Annotated in this window: 18 protein-coding genes; 7 read left to right on the top strand and 11 right to left on the bottom strand. The window is 42.5% G+C overall.

Annotation, left to right across the window (positions count from 1 at the left end; genetic code table 11):
• Positions 1-55: 55 nt before the first annotated feature.
• Complete coding sequence (locus BWD42_RS11595) at positions 56-655, bottom strand: FMN-dependent NADH-azoreductase (RefSeq protein ID WP_077436446.1); 600 nt, start codon at positions 653-655, stop codon at positions 56-58.
• 83 nt (positions 656-738) lie between these two features.
• On the opposite strand from BWD42_RS11595, the gene BWD42_RS11590 reads away from it, so the two are divergent.
• Entirely contained in the window at positions 739-1,113 is a 375-nt protein-coding gene (locus BWD42_RS11590; protein WP_077436444.1) for a winged helix-turn-helix transcriptional regulator, read from the top strand.
• A gap of 27 nt (positions 1,114-1,140) precedes the next feature.
• On the opposite strand, the gene BWD42_RS11585 is transcribed toward BWD42_RS11590, so the two are convergent.
• From BWD42_RS11585 to BWD42_RS11565, 5 genes are read right to left on the bottom strand one after another with little or no spacing between them, the layout of a single operon-like run.
• Positions 1,141-3,351 (bottom strand): DUF4838 domain-containing protein, encoded by a 2,211-nt coding sequence (locus BWD42_RS11585; RefSeq protein WP_077436442.1) that lies wholly within the window; start codon positions 3,349-3,351, stop codon positions 1,141-1,143.
• A gap of 1 nt (position 3,352) precedes the next feature.
• Positions 3,353-4,885, bottom strand: coding sequence for a YaiO family outer membrane beta-barrel protein (locus BWD42_RS11580; RefSeq protein WP_175992036.1), 1,533 nt, complete (start codon positions 4,883-4,885; stop codon positions 3,353-3,355).
• 4 nt (positions 4,886-4,889) lie between these two features.
• The gene (locus BWD42_RS11575) at positions 4,890-6,326 is read right to left on the bottom strand and encodes a glycosyltransferase family 2 protein (protein WP_077436438.1); all 1,437 of its coding nucleotides are present in this window, start codon (positions 6,324-6,326) and stop codon (positions 4,890-4,892) included.
• Between the two features lie 14 nt (positions 6,327-6,340).
• Entirely contained in the window at positions 6,341-7,477 is a 1,137-nt protein-coding gene (locus BWD42_RS11570; RefSeq protein ID WP_077436436.1) for a HEAT repeat domain-containing protein, read from the bottom strand.
• Complete coding sequence (locus tag BWD42_RS11565) at positions 7,470-7,850, bottom strand: PleD family two-component system response regulator (protein ID WP_077436434.1); 381 nt, start codon at positions 7,848-7,850, stop codon at positions 7,470-7,472. The genes BWD42_RS11570 and BWD42_RS11565 overlap by 8 nt, the downstream gene beginning before the upstream one ends.
• Before the next feature lie 561 nt (positions 7,851-8,411).
• On the opposite strand from BWD42_RS11565, the gene BWD42_RS11560 reads away from it, so the two are divergent.
• Positions 8,412-8,873: a VOC family protein gene (locus BWD42_RS11560; protein WP_077436432.1), complete on the top strand. Its 462-nt coding sequence runs from the start codon at positions 8,412-8,414 to the stop codon at positions 8,871-8,873.
• Between the two features lie 146 nt (positions 8,874-9,019).
• A complete protein-coding gene (locus tag BWD42_RS11555; RefSeq protein ID WP_077436430.1) occupies positions 9,020-9,283 on the top strand; it encodes a hypothetical protein in 264 nt (87 codons plus the stop codon).
• Between the two features lie 96 nt (positions 9,284-9,379).
• Here BWD42_RS11555 and surE read toward each other — a convergent pair whose 3' ends face one another.
• Entirely contained in the window at positions 9,380-10,120 is a 741-nt protein-coding gene (surE, locus tag BWD42_RS11550; protein ID WP_077436428.1) for a 5'/3'-nucleotidase SurE, read from the bottom strand.
• Between the two features lie 52 nt (positions 10,121-10,172).
• Here surE and BWD42_RS11545 point away from each other — a divergent pair, with 52 nt between their 5' ends.
• Positions 10,173-11,087 carry a diacylglycerol/lipid kinase family protein gene (locus BWD42_RS11545; protein ID WP_077436426.1) on the top strand — a complete coding sequence of 305 codons (915 nt, stop codon included), beginning with the start codon at positions 10,173-10,175 and terminating at the stop codon, positions 11,085-11,087.
• 10 nt (positions 11,088-11,097) lie between these two features.
• Here the strand turns inward: BWD42_RS11545 and BWD42_RS11540 are convergent, their stop codons facing one another.
• Positions 11,098-11,994 (bottom strand): CorA family divalent cation transporter, encoded by an 897-nt coding sequence (locus BWD42_RS11540; RefSeq protein WP_077436424.1) that lies wholly within the window; start codon positions 11,992-11,994, stop codon positions 11,098-11,100.
• A gap of 232 nt (positions 11,995-12,226) precedes the next feature.
• On the opposite strand from BWD42_RS11540, the gene BWD42_RS24720 reads away from it, so the two are divergent.
• From BWD42_RS24720 to BWD42_RS11530, 3 genes are all read left to right on the top strand, one after another.
• Positions 12,227-12,397, top strand: coding sequence for a hypothetical protein (locus BWD42_RS24720; protein ID WP_175992035.1), 171 nt, complete (start codon positions 12,227-12,229; stop codon positions 12,395-12,397).
• Positions 12,398-12,424: 27 nt separating this feature from the next.
• Positions 12,425-13,204, top strand: coding sequence for a TerC family protein (locus BWD42_RS11535; protein ID WP_077436422.1), 780 nt, complete (start codon positions 12,425-12,427; stop codon positions 13,202-13,204).
• 145 nt (positions 13,205-13,349) lie between these two features.
• Complete coding sequence (locus BWD42_RS11530; RefSeq protein WP_077436420.1) at positions 13,350-13,661, top strand: zf-TFIIB domain-containing protein; 312 nt, start codon at positions 13,350-13,352, stop codon at positions 13,659-13,661.
• Positions 13,662-13,831: 170 nt separating this feature from the next.
• On the opposite strand, the gene BWD42_RS11525 is transcribed toward BWD42_RS11530, so the two are convergent.
• The 3 genes from BWD42_RS11525 to BWD42_RS11515 all read right to left on the bottom strand — a co-directional run bounded on the left by BWD42_RS11525 (position 13,832) and on the right by BWD42_RS11515 (position 19,893).
• Positions 13,832-16,243: a TonB-dependent receptor gene (locus tag BWD42_RS11525; protein WP_139351124.1), complete on the bottom strand. Its 2,412-nt coding sequence runs from the start codon at positions 16,241-16,243 to the stop codon at positions 13,832-13,834.
• Positions 16,244-16,606: 363 nt separating this feature from the next.
• A complete protein-coding gene (locus BWD42_RS11520; RefSeq protein ID WP_077436416.1) occupies positions 16,607-17,185 on the bottom strand; it encodes a hypothetical protein in 579 nt (192 codons plus the stop codon).
• Positions 17,182-19,893 carry a GH116 family glycosyl hydrolase gene (locus BWD42_RS11515; protein ID WP_217700059.1) on the bottom strand — a complete coding sequence of 904 codons (2,712 nt, stop codon included), beginning with the start codon at positions 19,891-19,893 and terminating at the stop codon, positions 17,182-17,184. Before BWD42_RS11515 ends, BWD42_RS11520 begins: the two co-directional genes overlap by 4 nt.
• Positions 19,894-19,905: the final 12 nt, after the last annotated feature.

Here is a 19,905-nt window from a genome sequence, read left to right as displayed (position 1 = left end):
GATTTATTATTTTTCCTAAGCCTGATGTGGAGATTTTGATATCATTGGCCATAGATCAGGCGATAGCGGCTTCAATTTCTCCCGTCGCCAATAGCATATTTTCGTCCTTAAGCCCAGGTAACATCGTACCCTCGGTCTTGAAGACCTCCACATCTGATATCCCGATAAATCCAAAGAAAGTGCGAAGATACATTTCCATATTATCCACGATTCCATTGTCATAGATACCGCCCACCGCAAAGTTAAGATAGACCTTTTTATTTTTAAGAAGTCCTTTTACATGACCATCAGCATAGGAAAACGTCTTTCCAGCAATCGAAATATGGTCAATCCAGGATTTCAATGTCGAAGGGATACTAAAATTATAAAAAGGGACACCGATAACGATGATATCAGCATCTTGAATTTCCCTTATTGCTTGATCCGAAAATCTAGACAGTTCTTTTTGCGCATCAGTCTTTTCCGCATCGCTAACATTGAATGCGCTAAAATGCTCAAGTTCCATATGGGGAATCGGTTCCGTAGCGAGGTTGCGAACAACGACTTTACTAAACGGTTCTTTTTCCAGTAATCGATCAATTACAACCTGTGATAGTTTACTGCTGACAGAGTGTTCGCCACTAATACTTGTTTTGATATTTAAGATATTTGCCATTTTTATTGTTTTTGTTATTGATAGGAACAAAATTATTGTAAATTCACATTCTAAAGTATAGCAGTTACCTAAAGGATAGTGAAATGGGAAAACATCATGATCATCAGGATTGCCTACAAGCCCTGAGGCCAATTCGCGATACGCTGGACGTCATCAGCGGAACGTGGAAATTGCAGATTATTATTTCTGTGAATGCGGGAAACAGGCGTTTTACTGAAATACAGCGAAGTATTCCAAAATTGACACCGAAGGTGCTAGCGAAGGAATTAAAAGAACTGGAACAGAATGGGCTGATTGAACGTACCATAACGGAAGGTTATCCTATTCTTATTGAATATTTCCCCACAGATTATGCGCATACCTTGGATCAGGTAGTTGAATCACTGCAATATTGGGGCGAAAATCATCGACGGCATATTTTTGGGAAAGACTCGAAAAAAGAGAAGGAGACGAAATAATGCCCGTAATTTTTTAATCAGAATATATTACTCCACCCAGATTTCATCACAGGCAATAGAGACCTTTCGTGTAGGATGATAGCGCCATTCCGGCAGGGAGGAAAATGGTAAGGCATAAACACGAATTATTTTAACATCATCCGCTACCGAAGCTTTAAATTTGACTTTCTGCACCGTATAGTCCTCGTCTATTTCTTTAATATTAGATAAAAGTAACTCCTTAAAATTTTTGCCATCTTTTGAAGCCGTAATACGAATCTCTTTTGGAGGAAAAATCCAATGCCTTGCATCCTGAAGGAAACTGAGTTCAATAGTATCCACTTTTTCTGCCTTTTCGAAGTTGAACGCAATCTCCATCGGTTCTCCCGTCCATAAGAGCCAATTATAGCTATAATCGAGATAGCCAGGGACACGATCAGTCAGGGTCTGCATACCGTTGGCAGGGAATGAAGGGTCAAATGGGTATGTGATCGTCATTTTTGCTTCTGCCGCTTTATTCGCACGTACTCCTGCACTAAATATCTCACTCCATTCTTTCGCATAATGATCGGGCGAGGCACCGCCCTCGGCGAGTTCAACCACGCCGAGTTTTTTCGCATCTTCAACAAACTGTTGCAGCTTGCGTTGTACGCTTGACCTTACGTGCCATTTTCCATCCTCGTTGCTAAATATTCCATGTTGTCGTGGTCCATAAAACCGCGCCTGTTGTAAATAGGTATAATCTAGCCCTAAGCCCAATCGTCTAATACGTTGTTCCAATTGTGGGTTACCCTCACTCAGTATTTCAGCTTTTTCCAATAAGGTACTATAGTGATCCATTTGCTCCGGACTTAAATAATCCTTTCTATTATCAATGGGATTTCCATAAATTGATAAAGCGGATGAGGCAGCAGGCAAAGCCTCTCGCCGGACATTGAGATATGCTTTGACTGGCTCGCCCGCCTTGCCATAATAACCATGTAAAAATTCGTCCGTAAGCTGATCTTCGGAGACCGTACTGTCCCAGAGCCGATGAGCTAAAATATAAGCATTTAGTTCGGCCATGTCGCTGTAGCTCGCGCCCCCACCCTGCAAAAATACGCCCTCAACACCTTGCTGTTTTAAGTAGTCCAGACTTTTCTGCAAAGTTCCCTGAATAGGGAAAGGAACCAGATAATTTGTAAACTGCGTTAAGTAATCCCATACAAAGATATGTGCTGCTTTGGATTTCCAATCACGCAGCTGCCTGCGGAATGTAGCCGCAGAAGGTTCATTGCCAATATCACCTCTACGAAAAGCGTCAATATTGCTTAATATCACCGAAACATTGTCTGCCACGCGCAAATGCGCAGGGGCATTGGCCGTCTGTAGGTAAGCGAGTGTTGTAAATTGCTTATCCGGAAATTTAGCGGCTACCTTATTCACAAAGTGGATCAATGACCCCTGGGCTCCGCCTTCGCGTTTATCAATAGCTTGGCAGCGATCACAGGTGCAGCTTCCAATGTCGTCATTTTGCGCTATCGACCAGTATTTAGCTTGCGGATTTTCGAGCATTCTTTGTCTGAAATATGCAACGGTATGTTCAAAAACAGCTTCGTTGGAAAGGCAGAGCTGGGTAGCTTGTCTTTTCCCATGATACAGCGAGTAATATTCGGGATGTTCTTTAAAATAAATGGATGGCGGTAATATCTTGTTGAAGGTATGCCCCCAGTCGCCCCATTTTTCTTCTAAATTATGTAGACCATACCAGTCCAAATATTCCTGATCCAGTTCGACCGGGAAATATACTTCGCGAAACTGGAAGTTGGGTTTTGCGAAAACGTGAAAATCAGCATCAACCACGAGCGAAGATAACTTTGGAATGAAGGTATTCTCCCTGCCGGTATACCATTTTCTGGCGCCGATAACATCTCTCACATAACGGTAAGCACCATAAAGAACTCCTTTCCCGCTACCTTTAATATACATATTCGCCCCATTAAACTGGATCGAATAACTGTCTTCCGGATATGTTTTGTCTATTGGCACCTGCTCCAATATGATTGCTGGCTGGGCCTGTCCCTGGGCCTGCAAGTTAAAGCCCGTCCCCGTGCTCAATAAGGTAAATTCGTTGATTACCGCTGCTGCTTTCAGCAGGGTTGCATTGTTTTGGTCAGTGCGGATAACATAATTGGTCACACCTTCATTCACCAATGTAATCCGTTCTTTAGCCTGGGCGATTGTTGTGACAAAAAGCAGCGCTAACATATACTTCCACATATTAAAAATATTTCCTTAATGAGAGATTTAGATCATATTGATTCATAAACCTATTTTCAGCAACCTTGTAATAACTCCAACCGCCCATAAGCGTAAATCCCCAGCTTTCGATACGATGTTGCCATCCGGCATTGACTGATCGCGACAAAAATCCAAATCTGTTGTTCAAAAACTGATACCGGGAAGGGTCGTCCGGAGATGTGCCGATATTGCCAATGATAGTGACATAAGAATTAGGCTTTTCGCTATTGTAATAATGTCTTACAGCCAGTGAGTAGGCTTGATTCCAACGCTGTTCATCATGCAATAAAAATCCCCGGAGGTAGATAAAGGTCGGCCCAAAATAGCGGCCAGCGGAGGCCACCATGCCATAGTTGTTGGTATGGTCTGCTGACCGAACATAACGCCCACCTAGATCAAAGAGCCAAGGCCCTGCCTCCCGATAAAGACTATATGCGGCCCGCCAGGTCGGAAATACTGTTCCATCAGCCCAGGCAAGATGATGATAGGCATATATTTTTTCGCTATAATTCAGCCAGGCCTCTAATCCCACCTGATACCCTTTTTCGCCCCTTCTGTTTCCATAGTTAAATTGACCTATGACCATATCCTTTGCACCCACTTTTTTTCCATACTCCACCCCGGAAATAAAGAAGTGCCCATTGGGTCTATCTTGTGCGCTTTGGGTATGATTGAACCCTACATAGTAACGATAGGGTAAATTTTCCCGGTATACCTTTGCCTGTTGACGATAGCGCTCCACTTGCGGTGATTGCTGTTGCAGCTGTTCGGTATAGGACAAAGCGGTCCGATAATCTTTATTTACAGCAGCGATATTAGCTAACTGCTCACGAATAAACAGCGTAGTATCCCCTTTATCCCAAAGCATCTCATAGCCACTTTTGGCTTTATTATAGTCCTTACCGGCCATATAAGCACTGGTGCGGAGGTATAAATAACGCTTATCGCTAGCATCTGCCTGCTGCATGCTGTCCGAAATCGAAATGGCGTTTTGCAGCTCTCCTCGTTCAATACATTTGAGGCCTTCTTTGTACCAATTGTCGAGGTTACGGTTAACGGCATTCCGTATACTCCTGGCTTCAAATTCCCGATAAGCTGCTGCCAGCTCCATATCATCAGGAAATCGCGTTCGTGCCAGCTGCCAAACCTTAGTAGCTTTGTCTATATCGCCTTTCGCTTCATACGATAGTGCCAAGGCTGAGTAGCTGTCTTTATACTTCGCATCATTTGCTATTACAGTTTCGAAATAGGGAATAGCCCATTCTACCCGTCCCATCTTTTGATAACTCAATCCCAGGATATAGTTAAAATCAGTGTACTGCGGGTATTTTGCCAATACCGTCCGGCTCAGCATAATCGACTGGTCAAGCTTCCCCTGATGCAGATAGCGGATTGCCTGCGGCACTAAACTATCCACATCGTATTTTTTATTTTGCCAGACCACCTGTGCTAAAATGGTATCCGCTAACAAGGACTGACAGAAAACGACTATTAATATCAATAATTTTTTCATTGCTCTATTTTTTAGCTCCATTTGGTGATAAGGGTGTTAAGGTCCCTTTGCGTTTCATTTCTCCCCAAGCATGTTTTTTACCAAAGAGCTCCTGTATATATCCTTTGATTGAACTGTACACAATGATCGGGTGATAGATAAAAGGTTCTAAAAATGCGGTGAGGCATAAGCGGACAATATCCTGCCTACGTTTGTAATATTTATAGACATAATTGTCCAATAAGATCGAAAAGCTGGTTAAAAAAACCGAAAACATATATACGAAAACCAGCAGCAGGATGGCCATCTGCCAATTGATGCCGTTTGTCAGGATCAGGTAGATATAAAAGAAAATACCCAGAATTTCCATAATCGGTGCAAAGAATTCAAAAATAGCATTGTAGGGAAATACGACCAGCCCAAACCTTTTATAGCTGGGATTGAAGAAAGCCTTGCGGTGGGTACGCATGATCTGCATCAAGCCCCTAGCCCATCGGATACGCTGCCGGGTTAACATTTTGAGGCTATCTGGTCCCTCAGTCCAGCATAATGTTTGGGGAATATATTTGACCTCATATTTTTCGTTATTGTCGCACATCTTCATACACATCCTAGTGACCATCTCCATATCCTCCCCCAGCGATTTTGGATCATATCCACCGGCCGCAATAAGAATTTCCTTGTCAAACAAACCAAGACCACCAGATACATTGGGAATACAATTCAGATAATTCCATCCCATTTTACCGAGAAGGTATGACCGGATGTACTCCATCTCCTGAAACCGCGCCAGGATGGGTTTAGGTAAGGCCGCCTCAACCAACATCCCTGAGTCCACATAACTCGAGTTTGACATCCGTAAAGTGGCCCCCACAGCGATGACACGTTCCTTAGCGTCCAATACAGCCTCCATCAGATACACCAACGTATCATTGGCAAGTACGCAGTCAACATCTGTATTCAATATGTACGGAAAAGCCGCAACGTTTATCCCTGCATTGACCGCATCAGCCTTGCTTCCGCCGTTTATCTTGTCAACGACAGTCAGGTGTTTATGGGAAATATCACGCGATTTATAAATCCCTTTAATTTCCTTGCAGGGCACCAGGTAATCAACCAAAAAATCGACCGCCACCAGATCAAATTCTTTGATCAGTTTTGGCAAAGTATCATCTTTACTTCCGTCATTAACGATCACGACCTCATACCGTGGATAAAACAGCGTCATCAATGAACGCACATTATTTACGATAGTCACTGACTCATTGTAAGCAGGTGCGACGATACTAACTCCTGGCGCAATCTCGGATTCCAATAATGTTTGGATCCGTCTTGAGCCGCGCTGTCGGAGATTCCTGCGAATCGAAAGCGATGACATGCGAAACAGCATCACATACACAGCTAAGAGTAACAAACAGTACAATCCAAAAATAAACTCTACCGAAGAAATAAAATGTGTCATATCAAACCTTTCATCTAAATGTAGTGGACCATCGGATGATTAATAGAACGAACGAGTTTGCGCTCTTCGCCATCCACCTGCTCCTCAATTTTTCGCAACAGCGCTGAACTATAAGGTTTTTGGGCGACCAATGAGCGATAAGCATGCTTTCGCAGGCTCAAGGGCAAATTGGCGTCCATAAACAATCCGTTCAGAAAATCAATTGACTTTCCTTGGCCAACACGTCCGAGCGCCTTCAGTATTTCCAATTTAGCTGCCAGGCTGCTTTCCTCCGTATATAATGCCTGCAGTCGCTCCTCACTATCCTTAGCGAGTAGCTTTCCCAAAGAGTTAATCGCTTTTAACGCCGTTTTTGATTCTTTGTCGGCTGTAATTAATGTCCAGAGCTGCGCTTCGTTTAACTCTTGATAGTAGACCATCAGGTCCATGAACAAGCTATTGACAGCAAAGGACTTTGATACCTCCAACCACTGTGAAAATGCGTAATCGCCATAATAGTTTCCCTGAACAACTGTCTGAAAGATATCAAGCGCATGAAGCTGACTGATCCCGTATAGCCCGTCAAACACTTTATCAAAGGCCTGTTCGCCTTCTACCTGCAATAAGTATTTAGATGCTGCGACACGGATTTCAGCCTGAGGACTTTTCTGCAACCGATCCAGAATAGTGTCCTGAATCGACACCTTCATCAAGGCTAGATTGGCCAAGGACCTAACAGTGGTTACGATATTTGTCGCGGAATGCCTAATTTCATATTGCGATTCTTTGTCAAAACCCAGCTCATTGAAAAGATGGCGCATGCTTTGGCCCTTCTCCCCGCCGATTGTAAAGATAAAATCGTGCAAGATATGGCGTACAACCTTACTTACAAGCTTATTATCCAGATCCAGTCCCAATTTATCCACCGGAAAATGGCTTGTACGGTTCTCCACCAAAATATATTCATAGATAAAATCCCTTAATGCCGGATAAATCCGAGAATAGGCTCTACGATATCGATAATCCCGGTAATAAAAAAAGGCGATTCCAATAAGACAAGCAGTCCAAAAAAACACGCTCAAAACGAGGGCAACGATAACAAATACCGGCCAGCCGTTACCTTCAAAAAAGGCGCGAATATCATGGATGATATATCCCAATGTGCTAAGCATGGCCGATTCTTAAACGTACGCGTGAAATCAGTTCAGAAGGAGATATTGGCTTTTTGATATAATCATTTGCCCCCACTTCAAAACCCTCTACAATACTGTTGTCATCACGATATCCTGAAATAATAATAACCGGTACCTGATTATTGGTATTGCTCTTTCTGATCCGGTCTATAATTTCAAAGCCATTGGCAAAAGGTAGTGCCAGATCAGTAATGATCAGATCAATTGATTCGTCCGAGACCAGAGAAAGCGCTTCCTTGCCGGATTTGGCAAGGAGTAGATCGTACCCTTCCCGTGAAAGAACAAATTGCATGATGCCTAACAGAATCTCATTATCTTCGACAACAAGGATTCTCTTTTTTTTGTCCCACATAGTGTGATTATTTAGTTTTTCATAGTGAAACAAAATTTGATAAAAAAAAGATAAATCTCTGTAGTACAACCACTACAGGTCTTTCTAATGCATTTAAAAGCAATAATTAAGCAAAACAACCGATAAAATGACATTAAAAAGACAAAAAAAACGACAATTGTAAATAGCAATACTTGAGTTATTATGTAAAATTTAAACTTTTAGGATCAGTTCACTTATCGATGCTAAAGATGGAGATTTTTTCATTTCTGATTGATTTTGGAACAGAAACACCGTTGAATATCGGGTATTTGGGAAAGCATTTATACCGCCGTTGCTAATTATGGCGCATTCGCCATAATTGGAAGTCAGGCCAGACTTAACAGTTATAACATCAGTGATTTGGTTGAGAAGAAAAATGCCATTGGCTTATGTTATTATTTCTTATCCTATGGAAAGTTGATCAAAGAACAAATCTTTTAAATTTGTAAGACTGTAAATGATCAAAATGTAGATAGAATGGAATAGAAGTGTATCAGTTGTAGCCGGTACTAAAAAAAAATAACCAAAAAATATAAAGCTATGCAAAAGATAATTCCAAACCTTTGGTTTGACAACAACGCACTGGAAGCCGCAGAATATTACCTATCGGTTTTCAACGATGGCAAGATCATCAATATTACTTATTACCCGAATTCAGCAGCCGAAGGACTGGCAGATTTCCAGAAGGATTTTGCTGGCAAAGTGCTTACCGTAGAGTTTGAGATTCTGGGAATGCGTTTCATCGGGATCAATGCTGGACCGGAATTCAAATTTAACGAGGCTATTTCGCTGATGATCCCCTGTAAAGACCAGGCTGAAATTGACTACTACTGGGAAGCGCTTACATCGGATGGAGGACAAGAGAGCGTTTGCGGATGGCTGAAAGACAAATACGGATTAAGCTGGCAGGTATGTCCGGAAAATTGGGCGGAACTAAACAAAAAACCCGGCGCATTCAAAAAAATGATGGGAATGAAAAAAATTATTATTGCTGATTTCTAAAACTAGTACTGATAAAGTCCAACATTCCTATATTTAAAGAATTGGTCTGTCAACATAACGATTCATAAATCTCATCTCGCGAATTGTAAATCCATTATAAAACAATTCTAAACCGCTATATATTTGAGATTAAATTAAAGATGACCATGTTGAGTAAATACCAATTCAGTAAAAATCCACTACATTATATTTATGCCCTGATCTGGTTGGGTGTATTCGCAACCTTTGCTTTTTATCTTTTCACAGGGGCGATGTTCAGGCCGGAAAACGGCAAGATCCATATTGTCGCAATTCTTATCGCTTGGGTGGTGGAATATCTTGGTCTTACACTGACTTGTCTCATCATCTTATGTTTAGGGATATACAAAGCATTTCGAACTGTTTTAGATAAGAAAGAAACTGAATCTTAGTAATTCCTTTAGTTGTGCTACAAGTTCTGGCGTGAACAAATGGCTGCTGGGCTTAACAATGAAGAAAAATTGCTGCTTTCATATGCCTTATCCTATCTATTTCGTTTCTCCCTGACTTGCCAGTCTGAATGAAAGTTCATCATGTGCAGTCAGATCCAGCCGCAAGGGGGTAATGGAGACCAGCTTATTTTCTACGGCCCAGCGATCTGTGCCTTCTTCTGCTGGCTCAAGGGGTACAACCGTAATCCAATAGTTTTTTCTTCCCATAGGATCCTTGTCCGGAACGACATTTCCATCATAGAGCCGTACCGATTGCCTTGTCCATGAAATTCCTTGAGGTTTTGGGGGGAAATTCACATTATACAATGCCGGGCCCTTATCGTTAAGCAAGATTTTCAGTACATCGGCTGTCCATTGGGCTAGACCTTTAAAATCCGGTTCTGTCTTTCCAACAGGCGTACTCAGTGCGATACCGGTAGCCCCAAGTAGCATAGCCTGTTTGGCCGCAGCAAGGGTACCCGAGTGCCACATGGAATTACCAAGATTGGGGCCCATATTGATTCCGGATAGCACCACCTGGGTACCGGGAAACATATGCAGGCCTAAAGCCACACAATCTGCCGGTGTCCCGTTGACCCGAAAGGCTTCAATACCTTCAAAAGTAATGGGAGAACGTCGATAATTTAGTGGACGGGAATGGGTAATAGCATGTCCCATGGACGACTGTTCAACATCTGGCGCAACGATCCTAACCGTACCAAACTGCCTCGCGGTTTCTGCCAGCGCTGCTATTCCTGGTGAATAGATACCATCATCATTGGTGATAAGTATGTTCATATTTATACGTTTTATATAAAAACCAATCTCACCCACGCTTTGTTCAGCTGATATGAAAGAATATGGCAAAAGAGTAAGGCTGGTCCATAATCCCGCCGCCGGAGATAATAATAATGATGGTAAAGATGAGCTCTGTCAGCTGATTGAAGAGCTGGGGCATCAATGTACAGTGGTTTCAAAAAACGATGCTGTCAAAAAGATTGATCCATCCACCAATCTCATTGCCGTAGCTGGGGGTGACGGTACCATCAGAAAAACTATTATGGCTTTACTGGAAAAAAAAATACGGTTTAAAAGGCCAATTGCAATCTTGCCTCAGGGTACTGCAAATAATATTGCCCTTTCACTTGGTATTCCGTTGGACCCTGAAAAAGCAATTAGCCAATGGAAAAATTTTTATCCCAAAAAAATCGATATCGGCATGGTGACAGGTTTAGGACGAAGGCCCTTGCATTTTATCGAGTCCATTGGTTTTGGTTTATTTCCAGTACTGATGAAAAAAATGGACACAAAAAATACCGAAACACTTCCTGCTGAGGAGGAAATTAAATGTGCGCTGATGCAGCTCCGCAAACTGGCCCTGACATTCCCGCCAAAACGGCTAAAACTTGTTACTCCAGCAGGTAAAATTGAAAAAGAATGTATTATGGTCGAAATCATGAATATCTCCAGTATGGGCCCCCGGCTAGTCCTCGCTGCTGATGCCGATCCCGGAGATGGAGAGTTTGATATCATCATCGTAACCGCAGAGCAGCGTCAAGATCTGATTGCCTATATAGATGGACTATTGGCGGGGAAAAATAAGCCATTTAAAATAAAACCAATCAGAGCCAGCCGCTTATCCATGGAATGGCAGGGTGATGGGCTACATATTGATGACGAGCACAAAGACTACCGTGGACAGCGACTGAAGATCTCCCTACTCGATAGTCTATTGGAGATTGTTGTAGGGGACGCAAAAAACTAAAATGACATTATTATAGCCAATTCTTCCTCTTGAACCACAGGTAAATCACCACAGTGACAACAATCATGGCTACCATTACTGCCGGATACCCAAATATCCATTTCAATTCCGGCATATAATCGAAATTCATTCCGTAGATCCCCACTATAAAGGTTAAAGGCATAAAAAATACAGAGAAAATGGTTAATATACGCATCGTCTCATTAGTCCGCTGAGATGTTGTTGAAAAATAGATATTCAATAAATTGTGGCTATTCTCAGAGAGATAGGACGACAAGTTTTTGAGTCTTATAAAAAGATCTTTTGTATCTCTTGTATACACATTTCCCGACTTAGAATCTAAAGCATCAATTATTTCCTGAGAAAGCTCAACCATCCTTTTTATCAGGTCAACTTTCCGTTTCATATGGTAGAGTCCCTTAAGTAAGGGTATATTTTTGGGGCGAAGAAATATTACAGACTCATAATAATCAATCTCTGCAGATAACTTAGATAACGCAGGCTGATAGGTATCCAAACATTCAGCAACAAGAGAATTGACGAGCATCATTACACTTTTGTAGGGCTTATTCTCTCCCATGGCAATAATACGGTCGACTAATGGCTGTTTATGACGGTGGATTGTAATAACAAATGTTTCGCTATAAAATATGGCAACCTTGTGCGTTAACTCTTGCACGGTGTCAACGTTTTTTGGATTACTTTCGCTGTGCACCCTAAAAATAATAAAGGAGTAGTTTTCCATCACTTCATGTTTAGGTAAGTGATCAGGCTGAAGGCAATCCTTTATAAGCACCGGGTGTATCTTATATCTTTCGGCAACTTCCTGCAGTTCCTCACTCTCAGGAGCATATACATCCAGCCATGTGAAACCTGGCGTTATCTGCCCATTAACTTCGATTGTCATAATTATCCTTTTTTAATTTATAGGTTCTAAAATAGAGAAAATTATACTTTTTTCCCGACCCATTGTGAAGCGGACAATAGCAAATAAAACAAAAGATCCTATTATTTTTCGATTGATGATAGTACCGGGATTTAGTTCAATTTCGTCAACAAATAGATCTGACATCATACGAGAGAGATTTTATAAAAATCCAAACATTCTGTGTACGACTTTGCTTATAGATATAATATGTATGGAAAATAACGGCACCAAAAAGCCTTATTCTTTGGAATTGGCATCGAGCTATCTTAAACACAGCTCAACTCAAGAACTTCCGATGAAATGGGGAATTGATCAAGCCAAAGACGAAGGCAAGAATGCAATAATGATTTGCCCTAAAAGGCAAATCGACTACTTTTTTTGAAATTAACAAAATAAAAAATCACCGACTATGGAATGGATTACTGACCCGCAAATTTGGATCTCATTTTTTACTTTAACTGTGCTGGAAATTGTTCTGGGCATTGACAACATCGTATTTATTTCAATACAAAGCAGTAAGCTTCCGCTCGAACAACAGAAAAAGGCCCGTCAATTGGGTCTTGCATTAGCATTGGTAATGCGCGTAGCGCTCTTATTTTCGATTAAATGGGTCATGGGCCTAACAGCTACAATCTTGGATATTGCGGGCTGGTTCAATACGGATAATCCGGCAATCATCAGATACCTTTCGCTTTCAGGCCGGGATCTTATATTATTTTTTGGAGGGATGTTCCTGATTTATAAATCCACAACCGAAATCCACCATCGTGTCGAAGGGCATATCGAAACAGGCACAACAAAACTTAAAAAGGTAACTTTCTCTAACATTATTATCCAAATACTTATCCTCGACCTTGTATTCTCCCTCGATTCGGTAATCACAGCAGTAGGAATGGTCGACCGAATCGGTGTAATGATCGCCGCAGTAATCGTAGCGGTAGCAATTATGATGTTCTCGGCAGAACCTATTAGCAGATTTGTAAATAACCATCCATCCGTTAAAATGCTGGCTTTAGCATTTCTATTGCTTATAGGTGTTTCTTTAACAGCAGAAGCATTCGACCAGCATATTCCAAAAGGGTACATCTATTTTGCCATGGCATTTTCTGTCCTGGTTGAATTTTTAAATATACGATCGGAAAATAAGGCGTTAAAAAAACTTTCGGATTCAAACCCTACTGGCGTATAAATCCGATATTATTGTTTGTATCTTATATAATTCCAAAAAATTGTGGATTGAAACCACTACGTTAAAAATTGCTAAATAATAGCGGGACAAGGCAATTGGTTTTATAATTTTAATTATATTGTAAATTCATTAATATTCGAAAAATATGAAATGTCCAAACTGTAACGAAACACTACTGATGACGGAACGTCACCGAATTGAAATAGATTACTGCCCAAACTGCAGAGGAATATGGCTGGATAAAGGAGAACTGGATAAATTACTGGAACAAGCCAGCAATAATATCGACAGCAGCCAACCTCAGCATAAAGATGTTAGCGATTTCAATAAGTACGAAAGAGAAAATTATCAATCAAAGCAACACTACCGTGATAGTGACGGCTATACGGACAATCACAAATATCCACATGGGCGAAAGAAGAAATCTTTCCTCTCCGATCTCTTTGATTTTGACTAAAAAGAATTCTAAACCTGTCGAATTCGATGGGTTTAGAAAACAAGCTGGTAGCAATAGCTTGATAATGGAGCTCATTGGATTGTCAATAAATTAAATAGGTCTCTGAATACGATTCAAAGACCTATGCAAAAGTTGAAGTGAAGAACCTCATCTTTCATTTTTATTGGCGATTACAATCGGTAGGAAACTGTCGCCACGAAGTTTCTGCGTTGCTGCGGATTAACAGACCAGTAACCGATATAATATTGCTTGTTGTTGATATTATTGAGGTTGAAATTCACGCGGAATTTGTTGAAGCTATAGTATACCGTTCCATTCAAAAGAGCATAACTTGGAAGCTCAAATACACCGGTTACGCTATTGTCGATGACCTTATACTTGCCGCCATAGTTACCGCCGAGGCCAATGCCCAGATTTTTTAGTTTACCGTTCTGAATCTGGTAAGATCCCCAAACATTGGCCAATGTACTCGGTCCCTGTCCACCTGGAGCCCGCCCCTCTTCGTTGTAGAAATCATTTCCATTACCGGCGATGACCGCAATATGGTTGTAACTGAATCCGGCTTTGACCGAGAAACCTGCATATGGTATCGCTTCGATGTCAAAATCAAATCCCTTGCTCTCAACCTTTCCGCCCTGTATCTTGCCTGTCGGTGTGCTATACACCCGATTGGCCACCGTGATATCGTAGAGGGCCAAGGTGGTCCATAGCTTGTCCTTAATCAGGCTCGCCTTGGTACCCAGCTCCCACTGGTTGGCCCGCTCCGGCTTAAAAGACTGTACGCCGGTCTTGACATTATCAGCATTGTATTGAATAGTTGGCGCGACATTGTAAAATGCATTCATATAATTGGCGAACAGTGAAACGCGATCCTTGACTATCTGATAGACCAAGCCCAACTTTGGAGAAAGTGCCCACTGGCTATAATTGTCATCCGCATCGGAAACCTCGCCCTTTGAATCAAAGTAATCCGCCCGTAAACTCGCCATCAGCGAAAGCCGGTCGGTCAGATCCAATAGATCCGAAGCATAGACGCTGAAAGAGCTGTTCTTGATATGTGATGGATCGCCCGCCTCAGTACCTGCCAGCAGCTGGTCGATCGCCTGCCTGGTCAGTGGAACCGCCGGCAACTCATCCTTATTTTCATTCAGCGGTCCCTTGATCAGTCCCTGCGGATTTACCCGGCGTCCCAGACCCCAGCCCGAGCCATTTTCCTTGACATCGCGCACAAAATAGTCCACACCGACCAGAAGCCTGTTTCTCAAACCCGCTAGTTTAAAGTCGCCGTTAAAATTCTGCTGTATGTCAAAGGTTCTGGTCTTCTGATTCTCATTGTGAAAATACTGGTCAAAAAAACTGTCACCGGGTTGATTTCCCCAGATATAGCTGTAGATCCCATCAGATTTCACATTGCCCATGGAGACAACGGTCTGTGAGTTCCACTGCTCATTGATCTTATAGAGCACCTCTCCCTGCACGTTAGTGCGCGGATTTTTGATGGCCAGATCGTTGCTGGTAAAGGACAGTTTGGGATTGAGGTTCAGTTCGGCGATATTTTTAAAGGTTAGGGGAGCCACGCGGTCCGAATGGAAGAAAACTGGCGCGACGGCCCTTTTCATATCGAGGAGCTCAGCCATCAGGTTGACCGTCAGCCTGTCATTGACCTTATAGGTCAGCGAAGGCGCAAAGTAGAAGGAGTTTTTAAAACCCGCATCCTGAAAACTATGCTCGCGGTGAAAGGCCGAGTTGACCCGGAGGGCGACAGTCTTACTTTTATTCAAAGGTGAGTTGAGATCGACCGTTGCACGGTGCAGATCATTGCTGCCATAGTTGTAGGTAACTTCACCGCCGAAATCAAAGTAAGGCTTTTTGGTGATGGTATTGATCACCCCGCCATAACCGTAAAAGCTCGCTCCGAAAAGCGTACCCGAAGGCCCTTTGAGCACCTGTATCTCCTCTACGCCGGCCGGATCCAAGATACCACTCGACAAACCCGGAAGCCCATTGACGAGATTGCTCTGCGCCTCGAAACCGCGTAGCGAGAAATAGGCTCCCCCATCGCCGGCCCTACCGGTCGATTCCCAGGTGCGGCTGATACCCGAGACATTGCGCAGCAAAGCATCATCAAAATTTGTGATTGCCTGTTGTTTCATTATTGCATGGGAGACTGTCGTATACACCTGCGGGTTCTCTAGATTGCTCAGCGGCATTTTGGCGACAGAGCTAACCGTCCGGTTGGATTTTAAGGCAGATACCAGTACCTCCTGCAACTGTGCATAGTTTTCATCGAGTACAAAGTCAAGTACGGTAGGTTTATTCCCCTCGAGGGTTACTGGTTTCTCAATAGAATTTAAACCCGTAAAACTCGTGATGAGTTGGTAGCTCCCCGGCTTTAGGCGATCAAATTTGTAATGACCATTTTTATCTGTCTGTGTCCTTCTATTCGTTCCCTTAATGGTTAGGTTGACTGATTCCGCCGGATTCCCATCCTGCGTCGTAATCTTTCCAAAGATACTGGCCGTCTGCGCATTGGCGGCACCAGTAAGCGACAGCATCGCTACAGCAATATGTATAGATTTCATTCCCATAAAAAATTTATGGAACCGAATATAGTACTATTTCATGTTTAATTGAAATTAATTAGACTAATTATAAATAATTAATTATTCGAAGCTAACCTGATGGTTAAATAATCTAGGGATCAGCGTGCTTTATCGCTTCTCGGCAATTCAGGAGGGCTATTCGCTGCGAAAAAAAACATATCAAAAAGCGTTACCCAAAAAAGATAACTAACCCTATCGATATAAATTATTTTCAACGTCCTGTAACGGCAGATTATAGGCACTGCAGTCGCACCATTTACCGCGTGGTAAGCGCACAAAAAAAGCCAAATTTCACAAACCAGGATTCTTCGTTATGTCTGGGCAGTTTACAATTTGCTACCGTTAATTTGTTTTATTTGCCATACGGTCTCGCAAAATTTTCTCGCGACCAGCATCCCAGTATTTACAATCTAATTCAATAAAAATTGAGCTGTACGGTACCAAAGATTCCGTTTTCAATACAATAACCTGAAAAAGGGAGGCTGCTTGATCCATTTTGCGAAAAACATCCTCATGTATCAATGGCTGTGGTATAATGTGCTTAAATATGGTATCCAAGCTAGTTTTATAATCTTTTAGGCCTGGTGCAATATTTTCATCTAAGTATTGCAATTCTTTATCAGCATAGAAAATAGGTCTGATATGAGCTTGCTGATTGATCAATCCGACGACCCCTCCCAGGACTTCCGCCATTGGTTTTTCTGTGTCAATGACAATAATATTTTCTCCTGCCGGGGCCGGGTAGGCTTTGTCGACAACCAACACCCAATTGCGGTGGCCCAGCAAGGGCAGCTTTTGCGAAAATGCTTCATGCCAGCCTTGCTTTGGAACCGGATCCCCTAAATGACGCGGAGATGAGTTACAGCCAATAAGCACGCAGAAAGAAAAAATCAACAATAAATTGCTTAGCCTTATTTTCATAACCATTGTATTTTTAATTTATCGCCTTTATTAATAGTCAGCTTATCCTTGAAAACAACGACCAGACGTTCGTTTGTACGTTTTAACTCGGCAACTGCGATGGGCTTTTCGTTCTGCAAAACCCTTACCTTTTTCTTATCAGTAGCGAGATCAGTGGAATTTCCCAAATGGAATTCGTTGAGGACCAACTGTCCATAATGTAGTGTCAACTGACACTCACATTTTCCTGCCTGCTTTTGTTGCGAATAAGTTCCCCAACCCATGGCTGTTGTAAAAGGTGCTTTAAAGTCAGCTGCCCCAATTTTGGGTGCAAAACCAATCCGCCCTTTGGGGCCATGGTAAATGAAACCACAGGCATTGATAAATGTACCATAACTTGCCATGGCACGTGCATAATGATCACTGCATTCTATTTCATTAAATGGATTTCGTTTTGCTGCATGATAACGATCATGTATTACTCTAGTAAGTATTAGACTTTCATCGGTCATACCCTCCGCCATCATATGTGCTGCAACCTGATGTTCAAATCCACTCATGCATTCATGAAAATAGCCCAGTTGCCAAGTGGTATTATCACCATAGGCTTTATCTTCGTTTTTAGGGTTGGTATTCAACACCATTCCTCCCTCCCCAGCTAGCGCATAAGGTCTGCCACCAACATGTGTCTTAATATATGGACCTACGTCTATTGTAAAATTATATTTCCATAACGCTTTCAATGCGGAGATTGTTTTTTCCTTATTATTGATGCGTGGCATATCGACCTGAAAGCACCAGGCCTGCCCATATACCTGATCGATGTGACAGGTATTATACGATCCTAATTTCTTCCTTCCGAGCACAGCGTCCGGACGATGGATATAGTACTCGCCATTAAAGAGCTCCTTATCCATATTTTCTGCTCCCTTTTTGACATAATCCAAACAGGTCTGCTCAAATTTTTTATCGCCTACTTCATTGGCCATATACGCCGCGGACTGCACGGCTGCAAGACATAGGCCCACAATCCAGGCAATTTCACCTTCCCAAACCGCATCCAATGTATTTTCCATTGGTGTATCGGTCATTCCATCAGCATTTTTATCCTGGTTAAGAATAAATTGGACGGCCTGCTTCAGTTTCGGCCAGTTTCGTTGTAAAAACGTACTGTCCTTGCTGGTCTGATGGTCCCGATAAAAACGCAGGATAACACCTGCCTGCCCATCGATGGCGGGCCTTTTTTCGTATTCTGCCCGGAAGATAATTGCACCGGTTTCGGGCTGAAATCCCACCCCCAGGTCGGTAACCTCCCGTAAATTGCGCTCAATATCAGGGAATAGGCGTCCCATAGACTGTCCATACTGCCAAACATGGGTACAGGTCCCCGCGCAAGATCCGACACCCTCCCAACCCCAAAACCTTCCGGAGGCGAAACGCATGGTATTTGCCGTAGCCAACGTGCCGATATTGACAAATGTCCGATCCATAAACCAATGGGGCAGTGTTGTATTATTCCAGGTTTGTTGCCAAGCCCAGGTTTCTGCATCAAGTTTTTCCTTATTTGTCAGATAATATGCTATCACCGACGTTGCATCTTTAAATTTTGTACCATACCAATAGCCATCTTTAGCATCTTTGATATGCTGCTGCAACTTTGGATGAGGGTTATTAAAATGCCAGGAAATGGCAAAAGAACTATGACTATTTTCTTTCACTTTAAGTGTACGCCGTACGGTAAAAGCACCTACCTGAAATTCGGAAAAATCTACTACCGAATCATTAGTGTCAGGTTGTACGTTTTGCGGCACAATTGGCCAGTCCTTAAGTCTCGTCACGGCTTCCGCCTTAGGGTCTATACAGGTAAAGGCCATTGTCCCATAATCCCCGGCCTGTTTGGCGATATCAGGCACTTGATCGCAACTGTAGCTAAGCGTTTTGAAACCAGATCTTTCTACGACTTGTGACACCTTTTTTACCGCCTTAAAATCTTTACGCCCTTTGTGTACCCCATTTTCCATCCATCCCGTAAGGACTACTTCAATGGCTGTCTCCACTTTGTTGCGCAGTTCGATGTGCAAAGTTGTCAGGGGTAAGGAAGAATTGTCTTGATCCAGAGGAATAAACGGCGAATAAGCAGTGAGCACTACATCCACGGGGAAATCAGTACTCACATAGGTTATACGACAAGTCGGATAAGTGGGCTCAAAAAGAACTTCGTCCCAATGATTTTCTCGCAGTTCCTTGACGACATGTTTACCGTTCAAAAAAACGGAAACAGCAAACCCTTGTTCCATACTACGGAGATTATCCGCAATAGCTGGCTCAACATAGGCCGAACCATCGCGTGGGCGAACATGTACAAGCTCCATACCGTTATTCCACCGCACATTTTTGGGTTCTATTCCCTCCTGTTCACCGTCATAAGCTGTATTAAATATCTGCCACAACCATAAACGCCCATCGCCGCCGATATAAACTGTGCCTGCATGCAGACCACCTATCGGCATACCAATATAACGTAATTCGTTCTTGCTCTTGCTGTAGACAATCTTATCGCCTCTTTCATATAAAGAGGCGATCCATTGTTTGTCAATATTTTTTTCCTCCGGAATGTTATGTATGGGATTATCCCAGGCAAACATGGAGTTTGACCATACCGGAAACCTACTCGCTATCACAGCTAAGCCCAGTAAGCCGTTTTTTTTAAAAAAGCTTCTTCTATCCATTCGTTTCATTGA

Origin of the sequence: Sphingobacterium sp. CZ-UAM (assembly GCF_002000245.1) — a bacterium.
Taxonomy (GTDB): domain Bacteria; phylum Bacteroidota; class Bacteroidia; order Sphingobacteriales; family Sphingobacteriaceae; genus Sphingobacterium.
This window is presented reverse-complemented; position numbering and strand designations above follow the sequence as displayed.